Genomic DNA, 20,177 nt, shown 5'->3' on the forward strand with positions numbered 1-20,177 from the left:
GCATTCGTGGGAGAGTATGTCGCCGCCTTCTTTAAACCCTTCATCATTACGGTGAAGGGTTTTTTTATGGCATCATGCCAGGGGGGAGGGCGTCTTCGTCCGTATTCCGCCTGTTAGTTCTTCACCTCAGGTTTTAGGGTGGCTCGCCTTTTTTAAAGGTTTTTTGTACGATTTTAAATGAGGCCTTATTGTGAATTTATTGTTGATAAACAGGGGTTTTCGATGGAGCAGGAAAAGTTTTCGGGTTTGAACTTTCTTCAGTAAATCCGTATGTGGGCAGGTGTTTTGAGTTGTTGTTTTTCAGACGTATGATTTTCAGTTTTTTACATGAATTTAGTTGTTTGTGTGCTATCTGTTGTTTCCCGGACGTGTTTATTCCGGGTGTAGCCGTAAAGCCTTGTGTATGATCTTCTGTATTCATAAGATGTTAATAAATATGTTTCAATAGAACCCATAATTAGGATATATTTGTAGTTGAAGATAAGAAATCTCCTTTTGCGCATGTTTTAACCAGGAAGGAGCCCTAAAAAATTACAGATGAAATTTATAGTATCCAGTTCGTATTTATTAAAACAACTGCAGGTATTGGGAGGTGTGATCAACAACAGTAATACGCTTCCGATATTAGATAATTTTTTGTTCGAGTTGAGCGGCCCTAAGCTCACGGTGTCGGCTTCTGACCTGGAAACTACCATGAGCTCGGTGCTCGAGGTAGAATCGGATGCGGAGGGAAGTATTGCCGTTCCTGCCAGGTTGTTGTTGGATATCCTCAAAACTTTTCCGGAGCAGCCCCTTACTTTTGTGATGGAAGACAACAATACGATTGAGATCAGTTCCAATCACGGGAAATACGCGCTGGCCTATGCCGATGCTGCGGAATTTCCGAAAACCGTAGAGCTGTCCGATCCCAGTGCTACTTCCATTGTGGGAGATGTTCTGGCAACGGCTATTGCAAAGACCATTTTTGCGGCTGGAAACGATGATCTCCGCCCTGTGATGAGCGGGGTGTTTTTCCAGTTTTCCCCGGAGAACCTGACCTTTGTGGCTACCGATGCGCATAAACTGGTAAAGTATCAGCGTACCGACCTGTCTGCAAGTGAGGTGGCTGAATTTATTATGCCCAAAAAACCCTTAAACCTACTGAAAGGGATACTGGCCGGAAGTGAAGCGGAGGTCAAGGTGGAATACAATGAGAGTAATGCCAAGTTCACCTTTGACAACGTAGAGCTGGTCTGCCGGCTTATCGACGGAAAATACCCGAATTATGAGGCGGTGATCCCCAAGGAGAACCCGAATAAACTGGTGATAGACAGGGTACAGTTTTTAGGTTCTGCCAAACGTGTGAGTATATTTTCCAATAAGACAACGCACCAGATACGGCTCAAGATCGCCGGGGCGGAACTGAATATATCGGCTGAAGACATTGATTACAGCAACAAGGCCGAAGAACGGCTCGGATGCGACTACCAGGGGGATGACATGCAGATAGGATTTAATTCCCGTTTTCTTATAGAAATGCTGAACAACCTTTCGTCAGACGAGGTGTCACTGGAGATGTCACTGCCCAATCGCGCCGGTATACTGACGCCCGCAGACGGGTTGGATGAAGGGGAGTATATAACCATGCTCGTCATGCCCGTGATGCTCAATAATTAACAGCTTATAATTTTTTCAATACAATACTTAAGCCGTTTTGTCCTTTCGGGATAGAGCGGCTTTTTTTATTGGTTGCAAAGGCAGTCCAAACTTATGCCCTGAGATGTGTTTTGATACATTGATGTCTAAAATTACTATCTTTAGCCTTGTTAACGGCCTGGTTTTCCCGGTGCCCTGTACAGAAATGGCCTGGCCAGGTATTAACTGAAAACCTCGTGGGGGGCTGAAGTAATCGGTCTGATAATTATAAAAAACGGAAGTCTTTGAGACGTTTAGAAATCATTCTTGAAAAGGATAAGCAGGAGAGGGTATCCGCATTACTGGAAGGTAGTGAAGTGGTGGAGAAATGGGAGGTAAAGACTATCGAAGGCTATGTGATATTGAATGTACTTCTCCAGGACGAATATTCCACTACACTGTTACAGGAGCTGGAGAAGGAGGCTTATCACCGTGTTATTATACATCCTGTGGAAGGGACCTTGCCCAAGGTAGACCTGCCCGATACGGAAGAAAAGGATAAGATAAGTTTCGGGAAGTTTATAACGATCAGCAAGGAAGAGCTGTACAGCGATGTGGATGAACCGGTAAGCCTTTCGGTAAATTTCCTGTTGATGATTATCCTGTCGTCTTTTGTAGCGGGGATAGGGATACTGAAAGACAATGTGGCCATTATTATAGGAGCTATGGTCATTGCCCCTTTTCTCGGGCCAAATATGTCGATGGCATTCGGGACTACCCTGGGCGACTGGCATATTATAAGAAAGTCGATGCTTACAGGGATCGTTTCTACCCTGATCACCCTGGCGATTTCCTTTTTCTGGGGCATGTTCGCCTCGGGTGTAGGCGATATTACGATGGACCCCGACCTGGGGATGCAGGATATCGTACTGGCCCTGGTATGCGGGTTTGCAGGTGTGATATCTGTTCTGGGCGGACAGGGAGGCAGCCTGGTAGGGGTTATGGTGGCAGCGGCCCTGGTACCGCCACTGGTAAGGGCGGGACTTCTTTTCGGCGGCGGCTATTATACGGATGCCCTGAATTCTTTTCTTATATTTTCCACTAACATTATCTGTCTTAATATCGCGGGGATAATAACGTTTTACCTGGCGGGAATCCGTCCGGGGAAATGGTGGGAAAAGGAAAAGGCAAAACGGAAAACCCGCAATGCCTTTCTTATATGGTCTTTTGGCCTTGTTCTCATCATTGTTGCCATCCTGGTCATTCGCAAGCTGGGAGGGGAACAGTAGGGTGGTGAGTTCCCGTTGGGCTAATCCCCGTCTTTCTCCGCCTGTTCCTTAAGGAGTTTTACATATTGGTCCAGCTCTTTTCCGTACCTGGAGCCAGCGATCTCGGGGGTGAGTGACTTGTTGATGGTATCGAGGTATTTCAGGCGGACATTACCGGCGTCCACCAGGGCGATATAGGGAGCTATATAAGAGTCTTTATTGGCCAGGGCGTAATTGAGGGTATACAGGTAACTGCGTGTAGTGTTCCTGTCGGAAAGCAGGGCCAGGGAGTCGATCCTGGCCGAATCGCCGGAAGCCTTGATCTGTTCTGCTATCAGTTCCAGGTTTTTTTCCCGGAACCGCTTCATCATGCTTTCGTACTGTTCCAGTTTTTTATGGGTTTCCGATCCGGTAACCTCAGCTTCCGCAGAGAAAAAATTCCAGCTGGTTTCAATATTTATATCACCTTTCTCCCCGAAAAAGCGGAGGCTGGTATCCTTGTTTATGCTGTTGAACCGGTTTACCGACAGGTAAAATACTTCCGGATCTTCTATCGCCGTGGTAAAGTCGAAATTACTGTTACCGTCAACCACCAGGGAGTCGAGGGTTACCAGGGTGGAATCCTGGATTTTCTGTAGGTATATGGTTCCCTTTTTCAGTCCCTTGACCTGCCCCGTGAGGTGCATGACGTTTTCGTTTTTGCTGCATGAAAAACCTGCCAGGAGCAGTATGATAAGTGCGATAGATCGGTTTGCGGATATCATGATGGTTTTAACAGTTATAAAATTAGTGTTGCAAATATCTTTAATCTGATCCATATATGCTAAAGAGTGGAAGCAAATTCCATAAGCCATGTACACAACATGGCCCCGTAGGTCCCGACGGCATAACCGAATACGGCCAGCAGTACCCCTGTGGTAGCCAGGGACGGATGAAATGCCGCCGCTACTACCGGGGCCGATGCGGCGCCTCCCACATTGGCCTGGCTCCCCACAGCGAGGAAAAAGAACGGGGCCCTGATCCATTTGGCTACCAGGATGAGCAAGGCTGCGTGAAATGCCATCCATATCAGTCCGATAGCCAGTAATCCCGGGTTGTCGAATACGGCCCTGAGATCGATTTTCATTCCGATGGTGGCTACCAGGATATAGATACATACACTACCGAACTTTCCGGCTCCCGCCCCTTCGTAATTACGGGCGGGAGTGAACGACAATACAATGCCTATAAGGGTGGCTATGGTGACCATCCAGAAAAATTGCGACCCGAAAGATGACAGGGCACTTTGTTTGTTACTGATGGCTTCGAAATTTGCGGTCAGAAACCCGGAAATAAGGTCAGCGCCCCAGTGAGAGACGCCGACAGCCCCGAAAGCGAGGGTTAGGATAATAATATAATCTGAAATAGTGGGGATACGGGATGTCTTTTCGGCAAAAGCGGAAACTTTTTGTTTCAATGCTTCGATAGCCGAATCATCTGCGTTGAACCATCGGTCTATCTGCCTGTTTTTACCGATTCCGAACAGGATAATAGCCATCCATAAATTGGCCACGACCACATCTACCAGTACCATACCCCCGTATTTTTCCGGGTTGTAATGAAATATTTCCAGCATGGCAGCCTGGTTGGCACCTCCGCCTATCCAGCTTCCGGCCAGGGTAGCCAGTCCGCGCCAGATCGCATCGAAGCCGGCGCCCCCTACGGTTTCGGGAGAGAAAATGGAAACGATCAGAATAGCTATGGGGCCTCCGAGAACAATGCCCAGGGTACCTGTGAAAAACATGATCAGGGCCTTGGGACCCAGGTTGAAAACAGCCTTGAGGTCAATGCTCAGGGTCATGAACACCAGGGCTGCCGGAAGCAGGTATTGACTGGCTATATAATACAGCTGGGACTCCCGGTAATCGATGATCCCTGCCGAATTGAGTATAGCCGGGATCATGTAGCACATGAGCAATGCCGGAATGATGCTGTAGAATTTGTTCCAGAAACCGGTCTTTTTCGAAGAAGTGTAGAAAACAAAACCGAGAGAAAGCATTAGCAGTCCGAAAACGATGGTATCGTCCGTAAAAAGAGTAGTTTTTTCCATATTAGTTGTAGTTAGCACGGCAAAATACGAAAATCGGGGAGAACGGGGAAACTGCAGACAAACTTAGCGGCTTCCAAATTTAACTATTTTATTTAGAACAACTTTAAATAAAGAATTAAATTAGCCGTTTAAACATTTTGCATATGGCTGTCAAGAACAATGGAGTGCTCCGCGGGGTACTGACGGTAAAGAGGAGAACATTTCTTACGCCCCATTATATCAGGGTAGTCCTGGAGGGAAATGATGTTCCCCTTTTTAAAGATACCACCATCGGGGTCAATAACAAGATACTTGTTCCACCCCGGGGAGTAAAGGAAATTCACTTCCCGGAATACGATGAACAGAAGGGCGAATGGATTGCTCCGCCCGAGCACCTGAAGCCTGTAGTGAGAACATATACGCACCGCGGTATAAACCTGTCTGAAAATGAGATGATCATCGATTTTGCCTATCACGGCGATTCCGGTCCTGCTTCGGCCTGGGCGGCCTCCGCAATAGAGGGGGACAAGCTGGGGGTTTTGATGAAACAAGGCAAAAAACCGCTGATCAGCCCGGCAGACTGGTATCTTCTGGTGGGCGATATTACGGCCATACCTGTGCTCGGGGCCATCCTGGAAACCCTGCCGGAGACTGCCAGGGCCAGGGTTATTATTGAAATTCCCACAGAAGAAGACCGGCAGGAGCTGTACACTAAGGCTGATGTCGATATACAATGGGTATACAACCCCTTTCCCGGAAAAGATAGTGAACTGGCAGCGTTTGTAAAAAAAGTGAGCATCCCCGAAGATGTTTCCAGGTTCGGTTACGTGGCTGCCGAGTTTTCAAGTGTCAGGGAGATCCGGGCTTATCTTCGCAAGGACCTCGGGTGGACCTCCGGCGAACTTTATGCCTATTCCTACTGGAAGGACGGAGTGGCCGAGGACCAGTCCGTTACGGCCCGGCGGAAAGAAAAAGAAAGCATATAGGCCTGTTTTCTGCCTGCTTTTCCCTGTTACGGAGAGCTTACAGCAGTTCCCGCAGATAGAGGGCTACCCCGTCTTCCTTGTGATGCCGGGCGATGGCCTTGGCTACGGCCTTGACCTCGTCGCGGGCATTGGCCACCGCTACACCGTGACCTACGGCTGCGATCATTTCGGTATCGTTGTAGTTGTCGCCGAAAGCGATGGCGGCTTCCAGGGGAATATCGTACTGTTCCAGCAGCCTTTTTATTCCGGTGAGCTTGGAAACCTGTTTGCTGGCGATTTCTATATAGGTATCCTTGGAACGGTACAGATGGAGACCGTCGCCCAGGTGTTCCCGGAAATACTGATACGCTTTTTCGATCAGGGCAGCATCTCCCATACAGGTTATTTTATGGGCCCCGATACCGCTGCGACTCCATTCGTCCGCCACGATACGGTTGGCCTTGATCTCGGGACTTACCCTGGTGTTGTTCTCTTCCCGTTGTGCCCAGTAATCGTAGGCCTCCACATACCACGAATCGTGCTGGAAAAGGCTGATATGGAATTTGCCGTCCGGGTTGTTTTCATTGTATGCCACGATCCTGTGTATGGTTTCCGGGGGGATTTCCGTAGAATGAATGGCTGTATCGCCTGTCATGACCAGGGCCCCGTTATAACAGATCAGGGGAGTGTCGGTGATCCCCAGTTTTTCCTGCAAATGCGTCATTTGTTTGGGCATCCGTGCCGATACCAGGACCACGGGCATACTGGCCTTTATCCTGCCGATCTCACGGATGGTGTTTACAGACAGGTCTCTTTCTGCATTCAGAAGAGTGCCGTCGATGTCTGAAAAGAGTATGCGGTACGCCATATATGATATATTTATTGTGCTGCAATTACGCAAATATATTGCGGATATTCAAAATGCGGTGTTGTTAGGTCATTAAGTTATTCAGGTATTTTTTTAAGGGCTGAATCACTGAAACAAAAATCAGTCCGTGCCGGGGTTGTCGTCCTTGATCAGCAGTATTTCACGTCCGTTCTGACGAAGGAGCAGCCCCACAGGGATATCATTGCCATCGGTTTCAAAAGTGATCCGGGCCAGCAGGTCCTTGAAAAAGAAACGGTGATGGCCGTAATGGTATATGACTTTGGGCTTTATATCCGGAGCGGAGACATATAGTTTGTTGTCCCGGTAAGTGATCTCCAGGGATGCCCCCAAGCCGTTGTTCTGGTAACTGCCGGCGTATTGTTTCAGCATTCCGGATGGGATGGCGACGGGTTCCGGGGTTTTCAGGATGTTGTTCCTCAGGGAATCGGCGAGGTACAGGGCTACATCATCTACGGGGTTGACCCCTGAATTGGCCAGAACTGCCACTGCTGTTCTGCGGTCCGGGTTCAGGGCTACAAAAGAGTGAAATCCGCCGGTATTGCCGTTGATAAAGGCAACATTGCCCCGAAAGTGCCAGCCCAGTCCCTGTTTATGGCCTTTCCGGTCATTGAAATGTGCTTTTAATGTAAGGGATGCGGGACCTTTCAGCGAAGTGTCACTTTCGATAAAGGACGCTGCAAATGACAGCAGATCCGTGATATTGCTCTTGATGCCCCTTGCAGCGGCAAGAGCCTTAAAGTGCCAGTGTTCCGCAATGGTGTCTGTATATCCCGTGGCATAGTGCCTGCGCATTCCGGGAGGTACTTCGAGAAAGGTATGCTGTAGCCGGAGAGGTTCGGTGATGTCCTTTTTCAGCAGCGAATTGTAATCGGTTTTCTGTATGTCGGAAAGCAGTTCCCCCAGCAATCCGAAACCGGTAATGGAATACCTGTACTTTTTTTTCTGCCCGGGATCGGAGTGCAGGTTTGTATAAGTGAATAATTCCTTACGACTGTAACCGGCATAAGGGTCGGCTTTGGCCGGATAGCCCGGTTTTTCCGGAAGTGAAGGTAGCCCTGAGGTGTGTGTGGCCAGTTCTTTCCAGGTTATGCCGGTGTCCGGAAATTGCCCGCTACTGTCCCTGAGAGCAGGGGGGATGCGTTCCCCGAGCCTGGTACTATCTCCGTATACATACCTGGCCAGCAGGAGTGCCGTATATATCTGGGTGGCGTCTCCTATTTCGTAAAGTGTATTTTTATCGGCTTCCTGTGCCGGGTTCCTGCTGGCTTTGCCGTAGATGTAATAATGTGTTTCCCCTTTATTCCAGATACCCAGGGCTATAGAAGGGTATATGCCCTGTTCTACCCGGGTTTTGAGTTCGTCTTTTACAAGCTCCGGTATCTGGGCCAGGCACTGTGTGTAGGGCAGGCTGCAAAATATCAGAGCGGACAGCAGCATGTTCTTTGTCCGTTTCATTAAATATCGATATTGGCGGCAATCAGGTTCTGTATCTGCAAAGGTACACAATTTGCGATAGTGTCTTGTGTTTGGGTTGCAGGTTGAAAGTTACAGGTTGCGGTATATTATCCTGATATATTATTTTCTCCCTCCCGGGTAGTGAATATTTACAGGATGTTTTTACTTTTGAAACTGTTTTATATCTTCCTTCGAGGGTAAAAAAATGGCAGGAAGCACCGGCGATTTAACTGCTGTGCTGAGCCCTTCGGGGTTTTCCTACCCCGATGCTCGGGACAGGCTGTCGGAATGACAGTTCAGCGTTAGACCAGCAACTAACAAACTAAGAACTAATAAACTAAACTAATGAAAAAAGCATTCTTTTTACTGCTGATCGTTTCGGGGCCATTACTGTGGGCTGCGGAAGGAACTTCGGATTGGGGGCCAACCGGTCACCGTACGGTTGCGGAGATCGCGGAAAAATACCTGAGCAGGAAAGCGGGAAAGAAAATCAGCAGTTTACTGCACGGGGAAAAGCTGGCGGTCGGGGCTGCGTATGCCGACGAAATAAAATCCGATCCGCGTTACCGGTATATCAATCCCTGGCATTACGTAAATATTGCTCCCGGCAAACATTACGGGGAGGCTCCGGCAAATCCGCAGGGCGACCTGGTAACGGCCATTGAAAAGTGTGCGGAAGTATTGCGGGACGACAATGCGACGGAAGAGGACAAGGTGTTCTACCTGAAACTGCTGGTCCATTTTATCGGCGATCTGCACCAGCCCCTGCATGTAGGCAGGGCCGAAGATAAGGGAGGTAACGACATACAGGTAAGATGGTTTAACGAAGGTACCAACCTGCACAGCGTATGGGACTCCAGAATGATCGACCATTACAAGATGAGCTATACGGAACTGGCGGACAGTTACCCCGATATTTCACGTGACGACCTCAGGGCGATAAGCGGGGGGACCGTAGGGGAGTGGGTAGAAGAATCACGATTACTGGCAGACAGGGTTTATGCTTCCGCCGGAATGGGGGACAAACTGGGGTATAAGTATATGTACGATCATTTCGATACGGTCAGGGAGCAATTGCGCAAAGGCGGAATACGGCTGGCCGCGGTGCTCAATGATATTTTTGGTTGATGGTGCTAAGTTATTGGGTTGATAGGTTATTGAGCATAAATTAAGCAACCTGATAACCCATTCCCCCTACTGGAATACGGACTGGTGTTCATGGCGGTATTCCGACGGGCTTTTGCCTGTAAATTCCCTGAACGACTTGTTGAAGTGGGAAAAATTGTTGAACCCGCATTCAAAGCAGATCTCCGTAATGCTCATGGGTTTTTCTGCCAGGAGTTTTGAGGCGTGTACCAGCCGGTATTCGTTGACAAATTTTGTAAAGGTCTTGTTGGATATTTTCTTGAAGTACCTGCAGAAAGAAGGTACGGTCATGTTTACCAGTGCCGCCACTTCGTCCAGGCTGAGGGCCCTCTGGTAATTATCCTTGACAAAGTTGAACACCGTATTGATGCGTTGATTGTCCTGGATGTCGGTCTCAAGGGAAAAACTGTCGGCATTGAGCACCTTGTATTCCCTGGAGTCCTGGAGCTCGTGTAATACGCTGAGCATAGTCAGTAACCTGTTGAACTGCGATTGCATGGACATCTGCTCGATCTTTTTTCCGATCTCCGTTTTGGTATCGCCGTAAAAGGCAATGCCACCCCTGGCCCGGTCGAACAGGGTTTGTATATTCTTCATTTCCGGAATTTTCAGGAAATCATTCCCCAGAAAATTAGGTCTCATCTGGATAACGGTCTCACTTTTGTTTCCCGTGAGTTCATTGGTAAAGCCGCAATGGGGCAGATTGCTCCCGATAAGGATAAGGTCACCTTCCGTATAATAGGAGATATGGCTTCCTATCTGGCGTTTTCCAGCTCCCCCGTTTACATAAACAAGTTCTATTTCCGGGTGATAATGCCACAATTTGGCCTTGTTGTTCTTTTTCTGGGTATACAGGGTATAGGAAAAAGAATTGCCAAAAGACGGGTGTATCACTTCAAATGCGGGTTTCGGGCTTTTTAGTTCCATCGTGTTCCGTTTTTCGGGTTAAGAAATTATTAAAATAAAATCAACGATTTTAGAGATTTGTATGCAAATTTAATAATAATATATGAAATATTAACCGTAACATTTTCTTAACATTGGTTGAGGGTTAAAATAGCACATATATAGGAAAATTTATTGGTAGTAGGGAGAAGACGGCCGTTATAATTTTACATCGTCAACAAAACCTAATCCGTTTAATTAAAAAAAATGCTGTTATGAAGAAGTTTAACAAAATCAGTATTGTTGCCGCCATGATGTTTGTGGTAGCAACAGCCGTAGCAAAGACCGGAGATCTTGACGTATCCCTTGAAGTTAAAGGGTATGAGGGAAAAACCGTAAGTTTTGTTGTGAACAGTGTGCAGAAAACTGTGGGCTTGTCTTTAATAGACATGAATGACAGGGTTTTGTATGCAGAGAACATTGAGGTTAACGGGGAGTACAAGAGAACCTATAATTTTGACAAGCTTCCCGAAGGTAAATATTATCTCGAAGTGGAGAGCGCTACCAAAATTAAGCGTTATCCCATAGTGGTAGATAATAGCTCTGCAATGCTGCTCTACGATAAAAACGACGAAATGTACAAGCCCGTGGTTTCGGTCAAAAAGAGTATGGTATACGTAAACCTGCTCAGTCTTGATAAATCTCCCCTGCATGTGGAGGTTTACGACGCCCAGAACAACCTGCTTTACGAAGAAACACTGAAAGGAGCATACGAACTCGGTAAGATGTACGATTTTTCCAATGTACATAAAGGGACTTACAGGCTCGTTATGACCCACAAGGACAAGACTTTCGTAGAAAGCGTACAGACTACTGCCGTAAAGTCTTAACCGACAGAATACGGAAAAAGAAAGAGATTAAAATATTGGGTTTTTAATAGATTGATTGATTTTAAAGCGAGAAACGGGCTGCTTTCCTGAGGGAGGCAGCCTGTTTCCGTTGGGGGGATGGTTATTGGGTTATTAAGGTTACTAAGTTATTGGGTTGTTGCCTTAATAACTTAATAACCAGGTAACTCAATAACTTATCAATTATTAATTCTTTTCTTTAATATCCTTCTCCCGGTTGCGGTATAAAGGATTGGCGTATTCGGTTTTTCTGAACCGGATCGCCTCCCAGTCTTCATTGATCGTAAGTGTATTTACCGCATCGTATGCGTTTCTGGTAAGCGGCCCCCAGTCATAGGCGTCGGTGATATCCGTATCGAAATGTGCCGAGATGGTGCGGGGATGGGCCACCCAGAGGACCACATCGTCCTTGAGTTTCGGGCCGAGTGTCAGCATCTGCTGTTCGAAATCGCGGATGGTGGTGACAAATACCAGGGCAAACTCTACTTTGTTTACCTGTACCAGCGATTCGTAGATGTCTATGCCGGTCAATTCTGCCAGCTGCTGTGAAAATCCCTCAGGCTCGTTGAGGATGAGAATTTCCTTCTGATCTTCCAGTTTTAGTTTTTTGAACAGGTTTTCCATAATACAGGGTGTTGTGAAAATATCGGATGAAAGGTGTCCTCCTAAATATACGAAAAAAATCCGGTTTTCACCCGCAGTGAATCACAAAGGTATGGTGATGGCCCCCGTGAAAACAAAAAACGCCATTCCGTATGAGAATGGCGTTTTCCGTGGATAACTGCCGTGATCTATTTTATCATGTCAAAACTGCGCTTTACAAAACTGGTCAGTTCTTCTCCCCTGAGCAGTCCTTTAGACAGGCGGGCAAGGTCCAGGGACTGTTTTATAAGCCTTTCCTGTTTGGCCTTGGTCTTGGTCTGAAGTATCTGTGATACCAGCTCGTTATTTGTATTGACCACCAGGTTGTACATTTCAGGCATATTGCTCATGCCGAACATGCCCCCGCCGCCGGTGGCGCTCATCTCTTTCATACGCCTCATAAACTCGGGTTCAGTAATCACGAAGGGCGCCGCATCGCTGTCCATGGCTTCCAGTTGTACCGTGTATTTTTCCTTGGGTACTGCAGCCGTTATGACCTCTTTCAGGGATTCCTTTTCTTCATCCGAGAGTTTTGAGATCTTTTCCTCATCCTTTTTGATCAGGTTGTCGATGGGTTCCGAATCTACCCTTGTAAAGGAGATATTCTCCTTGCCGGTTTCCAGTTTCTGGATCAGGTGGGCCACTATGGGAGAATCCAGTAAGAGGACCTCGTAACCTTTGGCCCTGGCTTCTTCGATATAGCCGTGCTGTTCTTCCTTGTTGCTGGCGTAGAGGATAACCAGTTTGCCGTCTTTGTCGGTCTGGCTGTCCTTGATTTTTTCCTGTAGTTCTTCAAAAGTATAGTAGTTGTTATCTACAGTAGGATACAGGGCAAATTTATCTGCTTTTTCAAAGAATTTTTCCTCCGAGAGCATACCGTATTCTATAACGATCTTGATATCGTTCCATTTCTTTTCGAAATCCTCCCGGTTTTCCTTGAAGAGTGACGAGAGCTTGTCGGCCACCTTACGGGTGATGTAGTTGGAAATTTTCTTGACATTGCCGTCGGCCTGCAGGTAGCTTCGCGAGACGTTAAGCGGAATATCCGGGGAATCGATCACCCCCCTGAGCATGGTCAGGAACTCGGGAACGATGCCTTCTACATTGTCGGTGACAAATACCTGGTTCTGGTACAGCTGTATCTTGTCTTTCTGAAGATTGATCTCGTTGTTGAGTTTCGGGAAAAACAGTATGCCGGTCAGGTGAAACGGATAGTCTACATTGAGGTGAATGTGGAACAGCGGTTCCTCAAATTGCATGGGGTACAGTTCCCTGTAAAAATTCTTGTAATCCTCCTCGCTGAGGTCGGAGGGCTGTTTGGTCCATGCCGGCTGAGTGTTGTTTATAATATTGTCTGTCTCCCGGGTAGGTGCGGGATCTTCCTCTTTGGCACCTTCCGGTTTGGGAAGTGTTTCCGTACGTGTTCCGAACTTGATGGGTACGGGCATGAATTTGTTGTATTTCACCAGCAGTTCCTGTATGCGCCCTTCTTCCAGGAATTCGGTGGAATCGTCGGCGATGTGGAGGATGATCTCCGTACCGCGTTCTGTTCTGTCTGCTTCTTCGAGGGTGAACTGCGGGCTTCCGTCGCAGGTCCAGTGCACCGCCGGAGCATCGGTATGGGACTTGGTGATGATCTCTACCTTGCCGGCCACCATAAAGGCAGAATAGAAACCGAGGCCGAAATGCCCGATGATCCCCGTATCTTTAGAGTCCTTGTATTTTTCCAGGAATTCTTCGGCTCCTGAAAATGCGACTTCATTGATGTATTTCTGAACTTCTTCGGCAGTCATCCCGATCCCCTGGTCGGTAATGTGAAGTTTTTTCCCCTCTTTGTCTATTCTGACCTCGATAACGGGATCGCCGTATTCCACCTTGCTTTCACCGATACTGGTCAGATGTTTGAGCTTCAGGGTAGCATCCGTGGCATTGGAGATAAGCTCCCTCAGGAAGATTTCGTGGTCGCTGTACAAAAATTTCTTGATCAGCGGGAAAATGTTCTCCACCGATACATTGATATTTCCGGTTGTCATTGTATATGATATTTTAATAGTAATTTCCGATCAGACCTTTTCCAAAAAAAATACCAAGAAGGAAACGGCTGCCAAAGTGGCATAAGAAAGATCAGGAAGCAGCTCCGGGGAAGGATTCCCTACTTTTTTATGCAGATTGGATTAAATTGCGATTTTTATTTTATAGATTTAATGTTCTTAAGTGCTAAAAACAGTAAAATGATGTATAATTCCAGAATTTCCGGAACAGGATATTATGTGCCGGAACACGTGGTTACCAACGACGACCTTGCCGGTATTATGGACACCAGTGATGCGTGGATACAGGAACGTACCGGGATCAGGGAGCGGAGACATGTAGTACGGGGGGACGGGAATACCACGGCCAGTATGGGGGTGAAAGCTGCGGAAAAAGCGATAGAAAATGCCGGGATTGACCGGGATGATATCGATTTTATCATATTTGCGACCCTGAGCCCGGACTATTATTTTCCGGGGCCCGGCGTCCAGGTACAGCGGGACCTGGGGATAAAAACGGTAGGCGCCCTGGATGTCAGGAACCAGTGCTCGGGGTTTATTTATGCGCTTTCGGTGGCCGACCAGTTTGTAAAGACCGGCATGTACCGGAATATCCTGGTCATAGGTTCGGAACTGCATTCGACCGGGCTGGACATGAGCACGCGGGGCAGGGCGGTTTCGGTAATTTTCGGGGATGGCGCCGGAGCGGTGATCCTGGGCAGGGAGGAGGACCCGTCGAAAGGGGTGTTGTCTACCCATCTTCACTCCGAAGGTGAGCATGCCGAAGAACTGGCCCTTATCGCCCCCGGAATGGGAAAACGGTGGGTGACGGAGATCCTGGAAGAAAACGACCCGGCTGATGTTTCCTATTATCCGCATATGAACGGGCAGTTCGTGTTCAAGCATGCCGTGGCCCGGTTCAGCGAGGTGATTGTTGAAGGGCTGAAGAAAAACGGCCTGGCCCCTTCGGATATTGATCTTCTCATACCGCATCAGGCAAACCTGAGGATCTCACAGTTCATACAGCAGAAATTCGGGCTTTCCGATACGCAGGTCTACAACAATATACAGCGTTACGGCAATACTACGGCGGCATCCATTCCCATAGCGCTGGCAGAAGCCAGGGAAGCCGGAAAGGTAAGGGACGGAGACCTGCTCGTCCTGGCGGCCTTCGGCAGTGGGTTTACCTGGGGAAGTGCTGTCATCCGGTGGGGCTGAAACAGTCCCGGGGGGTACTGTGAGATTCCCACGGCAATATGTGCGTCTGAATAACCTGACAACTTAATGACCCGGCTACGGCGTATCCTCTTCTTCACTGCTTCCCGTGGTCAGGAGCCCCAGGGCAGAATTCGCCGGGACGAGTCTCCTGTCCTGGTTGTCGAGCAGCATCATCCTGGCAAAATTGATCTGGTGTACATAACCGTTGTTCTCCCCGTTTTCGGTAGTGCTAATGGTAACCTCTCCCTGTGTTGCCTCGTATACGGCCTGTTCTTCGGGAGTTCCCGGCCTTTCTTCCATACAGAAATAATCGTCGGGGACCGCCCCGTTAAAGATATGGAAAAAGACCCTCGATCCCGTACCGATCGTGCTTGTTCTCAGTGTGTCTTCTTCGGTCACCTGGTCCAGGAGCATGCCTTCCTCGAGATCGAGAACAATGGCGACGCCCTTTCCGTCGCCTGTAGTCCCTGTTTTGTACAGCAGGGTGTCGTTGCAGTAGGAAACGGTGTTGGCATAGGTGATATCGAGATCTGCACTTTCGGGAGATGTCGAGAAAGTACCGAGGTAGAATTCGTCTTCTATGATACTTTCCCCGGCTTCATTCTGGAGTACGGCGCCGTGTATCCTGATGCCGTGATTGAACCCGGTACCATCTGCCTTGGCGGTAGTGGCAGCGCGTACGATCCCCCCGGTTGCGGTAATTTCCTTTTCTACCGATGGTGTGGCGGGAGTGATGGTGCTGCAGAAATAATTATTGTCTACTTCACCGTTAAAAAAACGGTAATACAGCTCGGAACTTCCGGGGATCAGGCTCTCGATACTGTCTGTCGTAGCCCTGTTCCTCAAAAAATTGGTCGGCAGTTTCAGGATGAGGGCTTCGCTTTCGGCAGCTTTGAATATAATGCCGGTTTCGCCAAAAGTATCGCAGGAAGATATATCGGATTCAGAGAGGTCCACGCGTTCGATGTCCAGGTCGCCGTCATTACATGAAGAGAGCAGGAAGAGCGGTAAAAGCAGTACCGCTACGGTATTTTTCAGGCTTATACGATTCATAAGATAACAGTCTTTTTACATTGTTCGGGATGTGCTGTATCCGGACAAATCCCTTAAATTTGTACGCGCATTTCCGAAACAAAAGTACGGGAAATGTATGTATAACGGATAAAATCATCTATAATTTTAAGGAACGGATGCACAGGATATATCTCGACAATGCAGCGACCACTCCGATGCGGGATGAGGTCGTCGATGTATTACATACCGTAATGAAAGAACACTATGGCAACCCCTCTTCGATACACAGTTTCGGGCGTTCGTCCCGGACACTGATAGAAAAGGCGAGGAAAACCATTGCGGGTTACCTGCATGCCTCTCCTTCTGAGATCGTTTTTACTTCGGGAGGTACCGAGGCCGATAATATGGTCCTTCGCAGTGCCGTACGCGACCTGGGAGTACAGACCATTATCACTTCCCGGACCGAGCATCACGCCGTACTGAACACGGCAGAACAGCTGGGCAGGGAGTACGGGACAAGCCTGAAATTTGTTTCGCCGGACCCCGACGGAACCCCGGACCCCGGTCACCTGGAAGAACTCCTGAAAGGCGACAGCACCCGCAAGCTGGTAAGCCTCATGCACGTAAACAACGAGATAGGGAACAGGATAGATATCGATACGGTTGCCCGTATCTGCAAGGAGTACGGCGCATTGTTCCATTCAGATGCCGTACAGTCTGTGGGCCACTGGGAATGGGACCTGCAGCGAACCCCGGTAGATTTTCTGGCGGCTTCGGCCCATAAATTTCACGGTCCCAAGGGAGTGGGGTTTGCCTTTATCCGGAAAAAAACCGGGATGCAACCCCTGATCTTCGGGGGTGAACAGGAACGCGGTTATCGTGCGGGCACCGAAGCTGTACACAATATTGCGGGAATGGAGCAAGCCTTTAAAATGGCTTATGACCGCCTGGAAGAGGAAAGGGCATATGTAAGCGGCCTGAAGGATCATTTTCTGGCACGGCTCAGCGCGCGTATTCCCGGGGTGGTGTTCAACGGCAGTGGTGAGTGCGCCGAAAGGAGTACGTATACCCTGGTAAACGTTCGCCTGCCTTTTAGTGAGGATAAGGCGCAGATGCTCCTCTTTCACCTCGACCTGAAAGGGATCGCGTGTTCCCAGGGAAGTGCCTGCCAGAGCGGGAGCCTTTCCGGGTCGCATGTTCTCAATGCCATATTGAGTGAGGAAGCGCTTAGAAAACCTTCACTGCGCTTTTCCTTTTCATCCTTTAATACGAAGGAAGAGCTGGATTACGTGGTCGATACGCTGGCGGAATTTGCTGCCGGGCAGGGGGGGGTAATAAGTTAATGGGTTGATGAGTTATTCAGGCAACAACTCATTAACCCAATAACCTAATAACCCAATAACCAATTATCGGATTGAGTGCTTCCGGGAATTATTTTTCATAAGGGAATTTCCTGGAGGCCTTTTTCATGATGGATTCGATGATGTCGCGGGTGTTCTTTCCCGACTTGCGGGTCATGGTCTTTTCGAATTTCCACAATAGTTTTCCCGTATCCCCGTCACTTAGTTTTATGGCGATCCGGCCGTAGTCGCTTTTACCGCTCACGATATCAAAAAAGCCGGGGTTTTCCACGCCTTTGGAAATGAGCTTGCTCAGCGTCATATTGCCGCTGATAATACCGTCCACACCGAGGATCTTACAGAGGTCTTCGGTGGTGTGGATATCGATATTGTCGAGGGTGATACCGTTTTTACTCAGTATGGCATTGGTGTTCTTGATGTTCTGGAAGCCCACCCGGAAGCCTTTCCTGTTTTTTTTCTGGGAGAAATAGCTCTCCAGGGCCTCCTGTACGGCATAGCCTTCCGTAGCCTGTAGTTCGTTCATCTGCTCCCTGCTGATGTTGTCGGTATGTTCGAGATGAAGGGTGGCCAGAAAGGGTACAATGGCCAGGGTTTTATGGTCCTTGCTCAGCTGGTCGAAACGCTTGCTTTCGTAGATGGTCTTCTGGGCAAAACCGGTGGTAAAACCCAGAAATGCCAATATAAAGAATATCCTTTTCACTTTTCCCGGAGTGTTTTTAATCCATATCAACAGCACTGCTTGCCAGTCAGCCGGAACATCACTGTATTTTTTTGTAAAGATGTGACAAAGGTACTGCTTTTACCCGATAATCGGGATTTAAACTCCTGTACTTGCCTCGAAATTGTAAAAACAGGCTTCTGTTACACACCTTACGGCCTTGCCCCGGGGTTCTTGGTTTTTTTTGCCCGGTAAAAGGTGGCGTTAAATGTGGTACTGTTGCCTACATTGTCGGTAACCACGACTTCCAGCTGCTGTTTGCTTTCGTCAAAACTCATGTCCTCAAAATCGTAGGTAAGCATGTTCTGCTTGGGCTCGTATTCCATTAAGATCCATTTCCCGTTGATGGTGGCCCGGTACGTATCTATGCCGCTGAGATCGTCGGTGATCTTTATTTTCAGGGAGTGGTAGTTGGACAGCCACTGCTTGTTTTTAAAATTCACCGGCGTTACCCGGGGAGGGGTACTGTCTTTGACAATGCTGAACACACCGAGGTCCCGGGTATGGGTAGAAAAGGAATTCCCTCTTTTGTAGGTTTTCCGGTATGCCGGCCTTCCCCTGCTGTCGGTATGTGCTATAAAGAGCTGCTTTCGCTCGCCTTCCGGGTATTCCGAAACATCCATGGTGAGGGTGTAGTTGTCGTGTAGCGGAATTTCCGGGTGATGTACCCGGCAACTGCCGTTCCCGAGATCTTCCAGGTCGAGGTACAGGTCGCCGTAACTGGAATTGGCCGGGAAAAACACGGTGTTTTTTCCTATGGTATATATGTTGTCCCGGTTTTTCCGAAGGTGATAAGGGGTGATTTCTTTTTTTACAGGCTGTCGTATGTCCTCTTTTTTACCGGACACCGGGATTTGAAGTGTACTGCTGTTCCCTTCAAAATCACTCACTTCTATGAGCACGTTGTACTGTGACCCTTCCTCGATGTGTATAATGCCGTTCTGGTGTTGCCTGCCGTAAATGCTGAGCCTGTTGCCGGTATCGATAAAGCACTTTTGTACGATTTGTCGCTGACGTACATAGTGGCTGTAATCTATCATGGTCTTGATATACCGGGTCTCCGCAAAGGAAAATGTCCTGAAATCGTAAGAGAGCCTCGCATTTCCGTTTACCGATAGCTGTACGCTGTACGCCCCGTTCTTGTTATAGGAAAGGTCTTGCCGGTCGTAGGTGCGTATCCCGAAACCGATATCCCCGAAGGCCGTGATCCCGTCGGCGAGCAGCGTACCGTCCGGTTGTCTTGAAAAGCGTATGGGTAATGGGTGTTGCGACTGGTTTACCCGGGTACTGTCGCTCAGGGAATAGGCGTATAGCCCCTGGATAACGGGGGCTTGTGTATCCTTGACCTTTAAACCGAAAAAAAACGGATTGATGGGCTTTTCGGTTTCGGTATCCCTTATTTCGAAGTGCAGGTGTGGCCCCCCGCTGCTTCCGGTATTGCCGGTATAGGCAATGACATCTCCCTTTTTTACCGGCAGTTCGGATGCATCAGGGCTGATTTCGATGCTGAAACTTTCTTTTTCATACTGCTGTTTTTTAACATAGGCCTCTATGACGGTATTGAACTTTTTCAGGTGTGCATATACCGTAGTATAGCCGTTGGGATGGGTGATGTAAAGCACCTTGCCATATCCCCAGGGTGATATTTTTATGGCCGAGATATATCCGTCTGCTGCGGCATATGCCTTCAGCCCTTCGCGTTGTTGTGTCTTGAGGTCGGTCCCGGCATGAAAATGGCTCCCCCGGAGTTCGCCGAAAGTTCCCGATGTCAGGAGGGGAATGTCGAGGGGGGCACGGAAATAATCGTCAGGGTAAGCCTGTTGCTGGGCAAAGCTGGCTGAAATGACCAGGAAAGCAAGTGCAAAATGAAATAATCGCATGGAATGTATTGTTAGGCCGGGCTAAAATAGTTAATAAGAGGAAGAAGGCAAAAAATATGATGCTTTATACGGAGAAAGCGTACTGTGACAGGGAGAAGAAAATACCGGTATGGATA

17 protein-coding genes are annotated in these 20,177 nt (G+C 48.3%); 7 read left to right on the forward strand and 10 right to left on the reverse strand.

Annotated elements, in window-relative coordinates; all coding sequences use genetic code 11:
- The first annotated feature begins 537 nt into the window (after positions 1-537).
- Entirely contained in the window at positions 538-1,656 is a 1,119-nt protein-coding gene (gene dnaN / locus DN748_RS18225) for a DNA polymerase III subunit beta (RefSeq protein ID WP_112373275.1), read from the forward strand.
- Positions 1,657-1,919: 263 nt separating this feature from the next.
- Positions 1,920-2,903 (forward strand): TIGR00341 family protein, encoded by a 984-nt coding sequence (locus DN748_RS18230; protein ID WP_112373276.1) that lies wholly within the window; start codon positions 1,920-1,922, stop codon positions 2,901-2,903.
- Positions 2,904-2,923: 20 nt separating this feature from the next.
- On the opposite strand, the gene DN748_RS18235 is transcribed toward DN748_RS18230, so the two are convergent.
- Together DN748_RS18235 and DN748_RS18240 are read right to left on the reverse strand one after the other, a co-directional pair.
- Positions 2,924-3,646 (reverse strand): DUF4369 domain-containing protein, encoded by a 723-nt coding sequence (locus DN748_RS18235; protein WP_112373277.1) that lies wholly within the window; start codon positions 3,644-3,646, stop codon positions 2,924-2,926.
- A 59-nt stretch (positions 3,647-3,705) separates the two neighbouring features.
- The gene (locus DN748_RS18240) at positions 3,706-4,971 is read right to left on the reverse strand and encodes a DUF819 family protein (protein WP_112373278.1); all 1,266 of its coding nucleotides are present in this window, start codon (positions 4,969-4,971) and stop codon (positions 3,706-3,708) included.
- A gap of 143 nt (positions 4,972-5,114) precedes the next feature.
- Between DN748_RS18240 and DN748_RS18245 the strand changes: the two genes are divergently transcribed.
- Positions 5,115-5,936, forward strand: coding sequence for a siderophore-interacting protein (locus DN748_RS18245; RefSeq protein WP_112373279.1), 822 nt, complete (start codon positions 5,115-5,117; stop codon positions 5,934-5,936).
- A 37-nt stretch (positions 5,937-5,973) separates the two neighbouring features.
- Here the strand turns inward: DN748_RS18245 and DN748_RS18250 are convergent, their stop codons facing one another.
- Together DN748_RS18250 and DN748_RS18255 are read right to left on the reverse strand one after the other, a co-directional pair.
- Complete coding sequence (locus tag DN748_RS18250; protein WP_112373280.1) at positions 5,974-6,783, reverse strand: HAD family hydrolase; 810 nt, start codon at positions 6,781-6,783, stop codon at positions 5,974-5,976.
- A gap of 120 nt (positions 6,784-6,903) precedes the next feature.
- Positions 6,904-8,259 (reverse strand): serine hydrolase, encoded by a 1,356-nt coding sequence (locus tag DN748_RS18255; RefSeq protein WP_112373281.1) that lies wholly within the window; start codon positions 8,257-8,259, stop codon positions 6,904-6,906.
- Positions 8,260-8,604: 345 nt separating this feature from the next.
- Here DN748_RS18255 and DN748_RS18260 point away from each other — a divergent pair, with 345 nt between their 5' ends.
- Complete coding sequence (locus DN748_RS18260; RefSeq protein WP_112373282.1) at positions 8,605-9,387, forward strand: S1/P1 nuclease; 783 nt, start codon at positions 8,605-8,607, stop codon at positions 9,385-9,387.
- A 66-nt stretch (positions 9,388-9,453) separates the two neighbouring features.
- Here the strand turns inward: DN748_RS18260 and DN748_RS18265 are convergent, their stop codons facing one another.
- Positions 9,454-10,332 (reverse strand): AraC family transcriptional regulator, encoded by an 879-nt coding sequence (locus DN748_RS18265; protein WP_112373283.1) that lies wholly within the window; start codon positions 10,330-10,332, stop codon positions 9,454-9,456.
- Positions 10,333-10,565: 233 nt separating this feature from the next.
- On the opposite strand from DN748_RS18265, the gene DN748_RS18270 reads away from it, so the two are divergent.
- The gene (locus DN748_RS18270) at positions 10,566-11,180 is read left to right on the forward strand and encodes a DUF3244 domain-containing protein (RefSeq protein WP_112373284.1); all 615 of its coding nucleotides are present in this window, start codon (positions 10,566-10,568) and stop codon (positions 11,178-11,180) included.
- Positions 11,181-11,384: 204 nt separating this feature from the next.
- Here DN748_RS18270 and DN748_RS18275 read toward each other — a convergent pair whose 3' ends face one another.
- Complete coding sequence (locus DN748_RS18275; RefSeq protein WP_112373285.1) at positions 11,385-11,822, reverse strand: hypothetical protein; 438 nt, start codon at positions 11,820-11,822, stop codon at positions 11,385-11,387.
- A gap of 167 nt (positions 11,823-11,989) precedes the next feature.
- On the reverse strand, positions 11,990-13,873 hold the full coding sequence (htpG, locus tag DN748_RS18280; protein WP_112373286.1) for a molecular chaperone HtpG: 1,884 nt from the start codon (positions 13,871-13,873) through the stop codon (positions 11,990-11,992).
- Between the two features lie 201 nt (positions 13,874-14,074).
- Here htpG and DN748_RS18285 point away from each other — a divergent pair, with 201 nt between their 5' ends.
- Positions 14,075-15,088, forward strand: coding sequence for a 3-oxoacyl-ACP synthase III family protein (locus DN748_RS18285; protein ID WP_112373287.1), 1,014 nt, complete (start codon positions 14,075-14,077; stop codon positions 15,086-15,088).
- A 75-nt stretch (positions 15,089-15,163) separates the two neighbouring features.
- Here the strand turns inward: DN748_RS18285 and DN748_RS18290 are convergent, their stop codons facing one another.
- Positions 15,164-16,141 carry a hypothetical protein gene (locus DN748_RS18290; protein ID WP_112373288.1) on the reverse strand — a complete coding sequence of 326 codons (978 nt, stop codon included), beginning with the start codon at positions 16,139-16,141 and terminating at the stop codon, positions 15,164-15,166.
- 137 nt (positions 16,142-16,278) lie between these two features.
- Here DN748_RS18290 and DN748_RS18295 point away from each other — a divergent pair, with 137 nt between their 5' ends.
- On the forward strand, positions 16,279-17,445 hold the full coding sequence (locus DN748_RS18295) for a cysteine desulfurase family protein (RefSeq protein ID WP_112373296.1): 1,167 nt from the start codon (positions 16,279-16,281) through the stop codon (positions 17,443-17,445).
- 88 nt (positions 17,446-17,533) lie between these two features.
- Here DN748_RS18295 and DN748_RS18300 read toward each other — a convergent pair whose 3' ends face one another.
- Entirely contained in the window at positions 17,534-18,163 is a 630-nt protein-coding gene (locus DN748_RS18300) for a hypothetical protein (protein WP_112373297.1), read from the reverse strand.
- A 170-nt stretch (positions 18,164-18,333) separates the two neighbouring features.
- Positions 18,334-20,061, reverse strand: coding sequence for a M23 family metallopeptidase (locus DN748_RS18305; protein WP_112373289.1), 1,728 nt, complete (start codon positions 20,059-20,061; stop codon positions 18,334-18,336).
- Between the last annotated feature and the right edge of the window lie 116 nt (positions 20,062-20,177).

Source organism: Sinomicrobium soli (assembly GCF_003285545.1).
Lineage (GTDB): Bacteria > Bacteroidota > Bacteroidia > Flavobacteriales > Flavobacteriaceae > Sinomicrobium.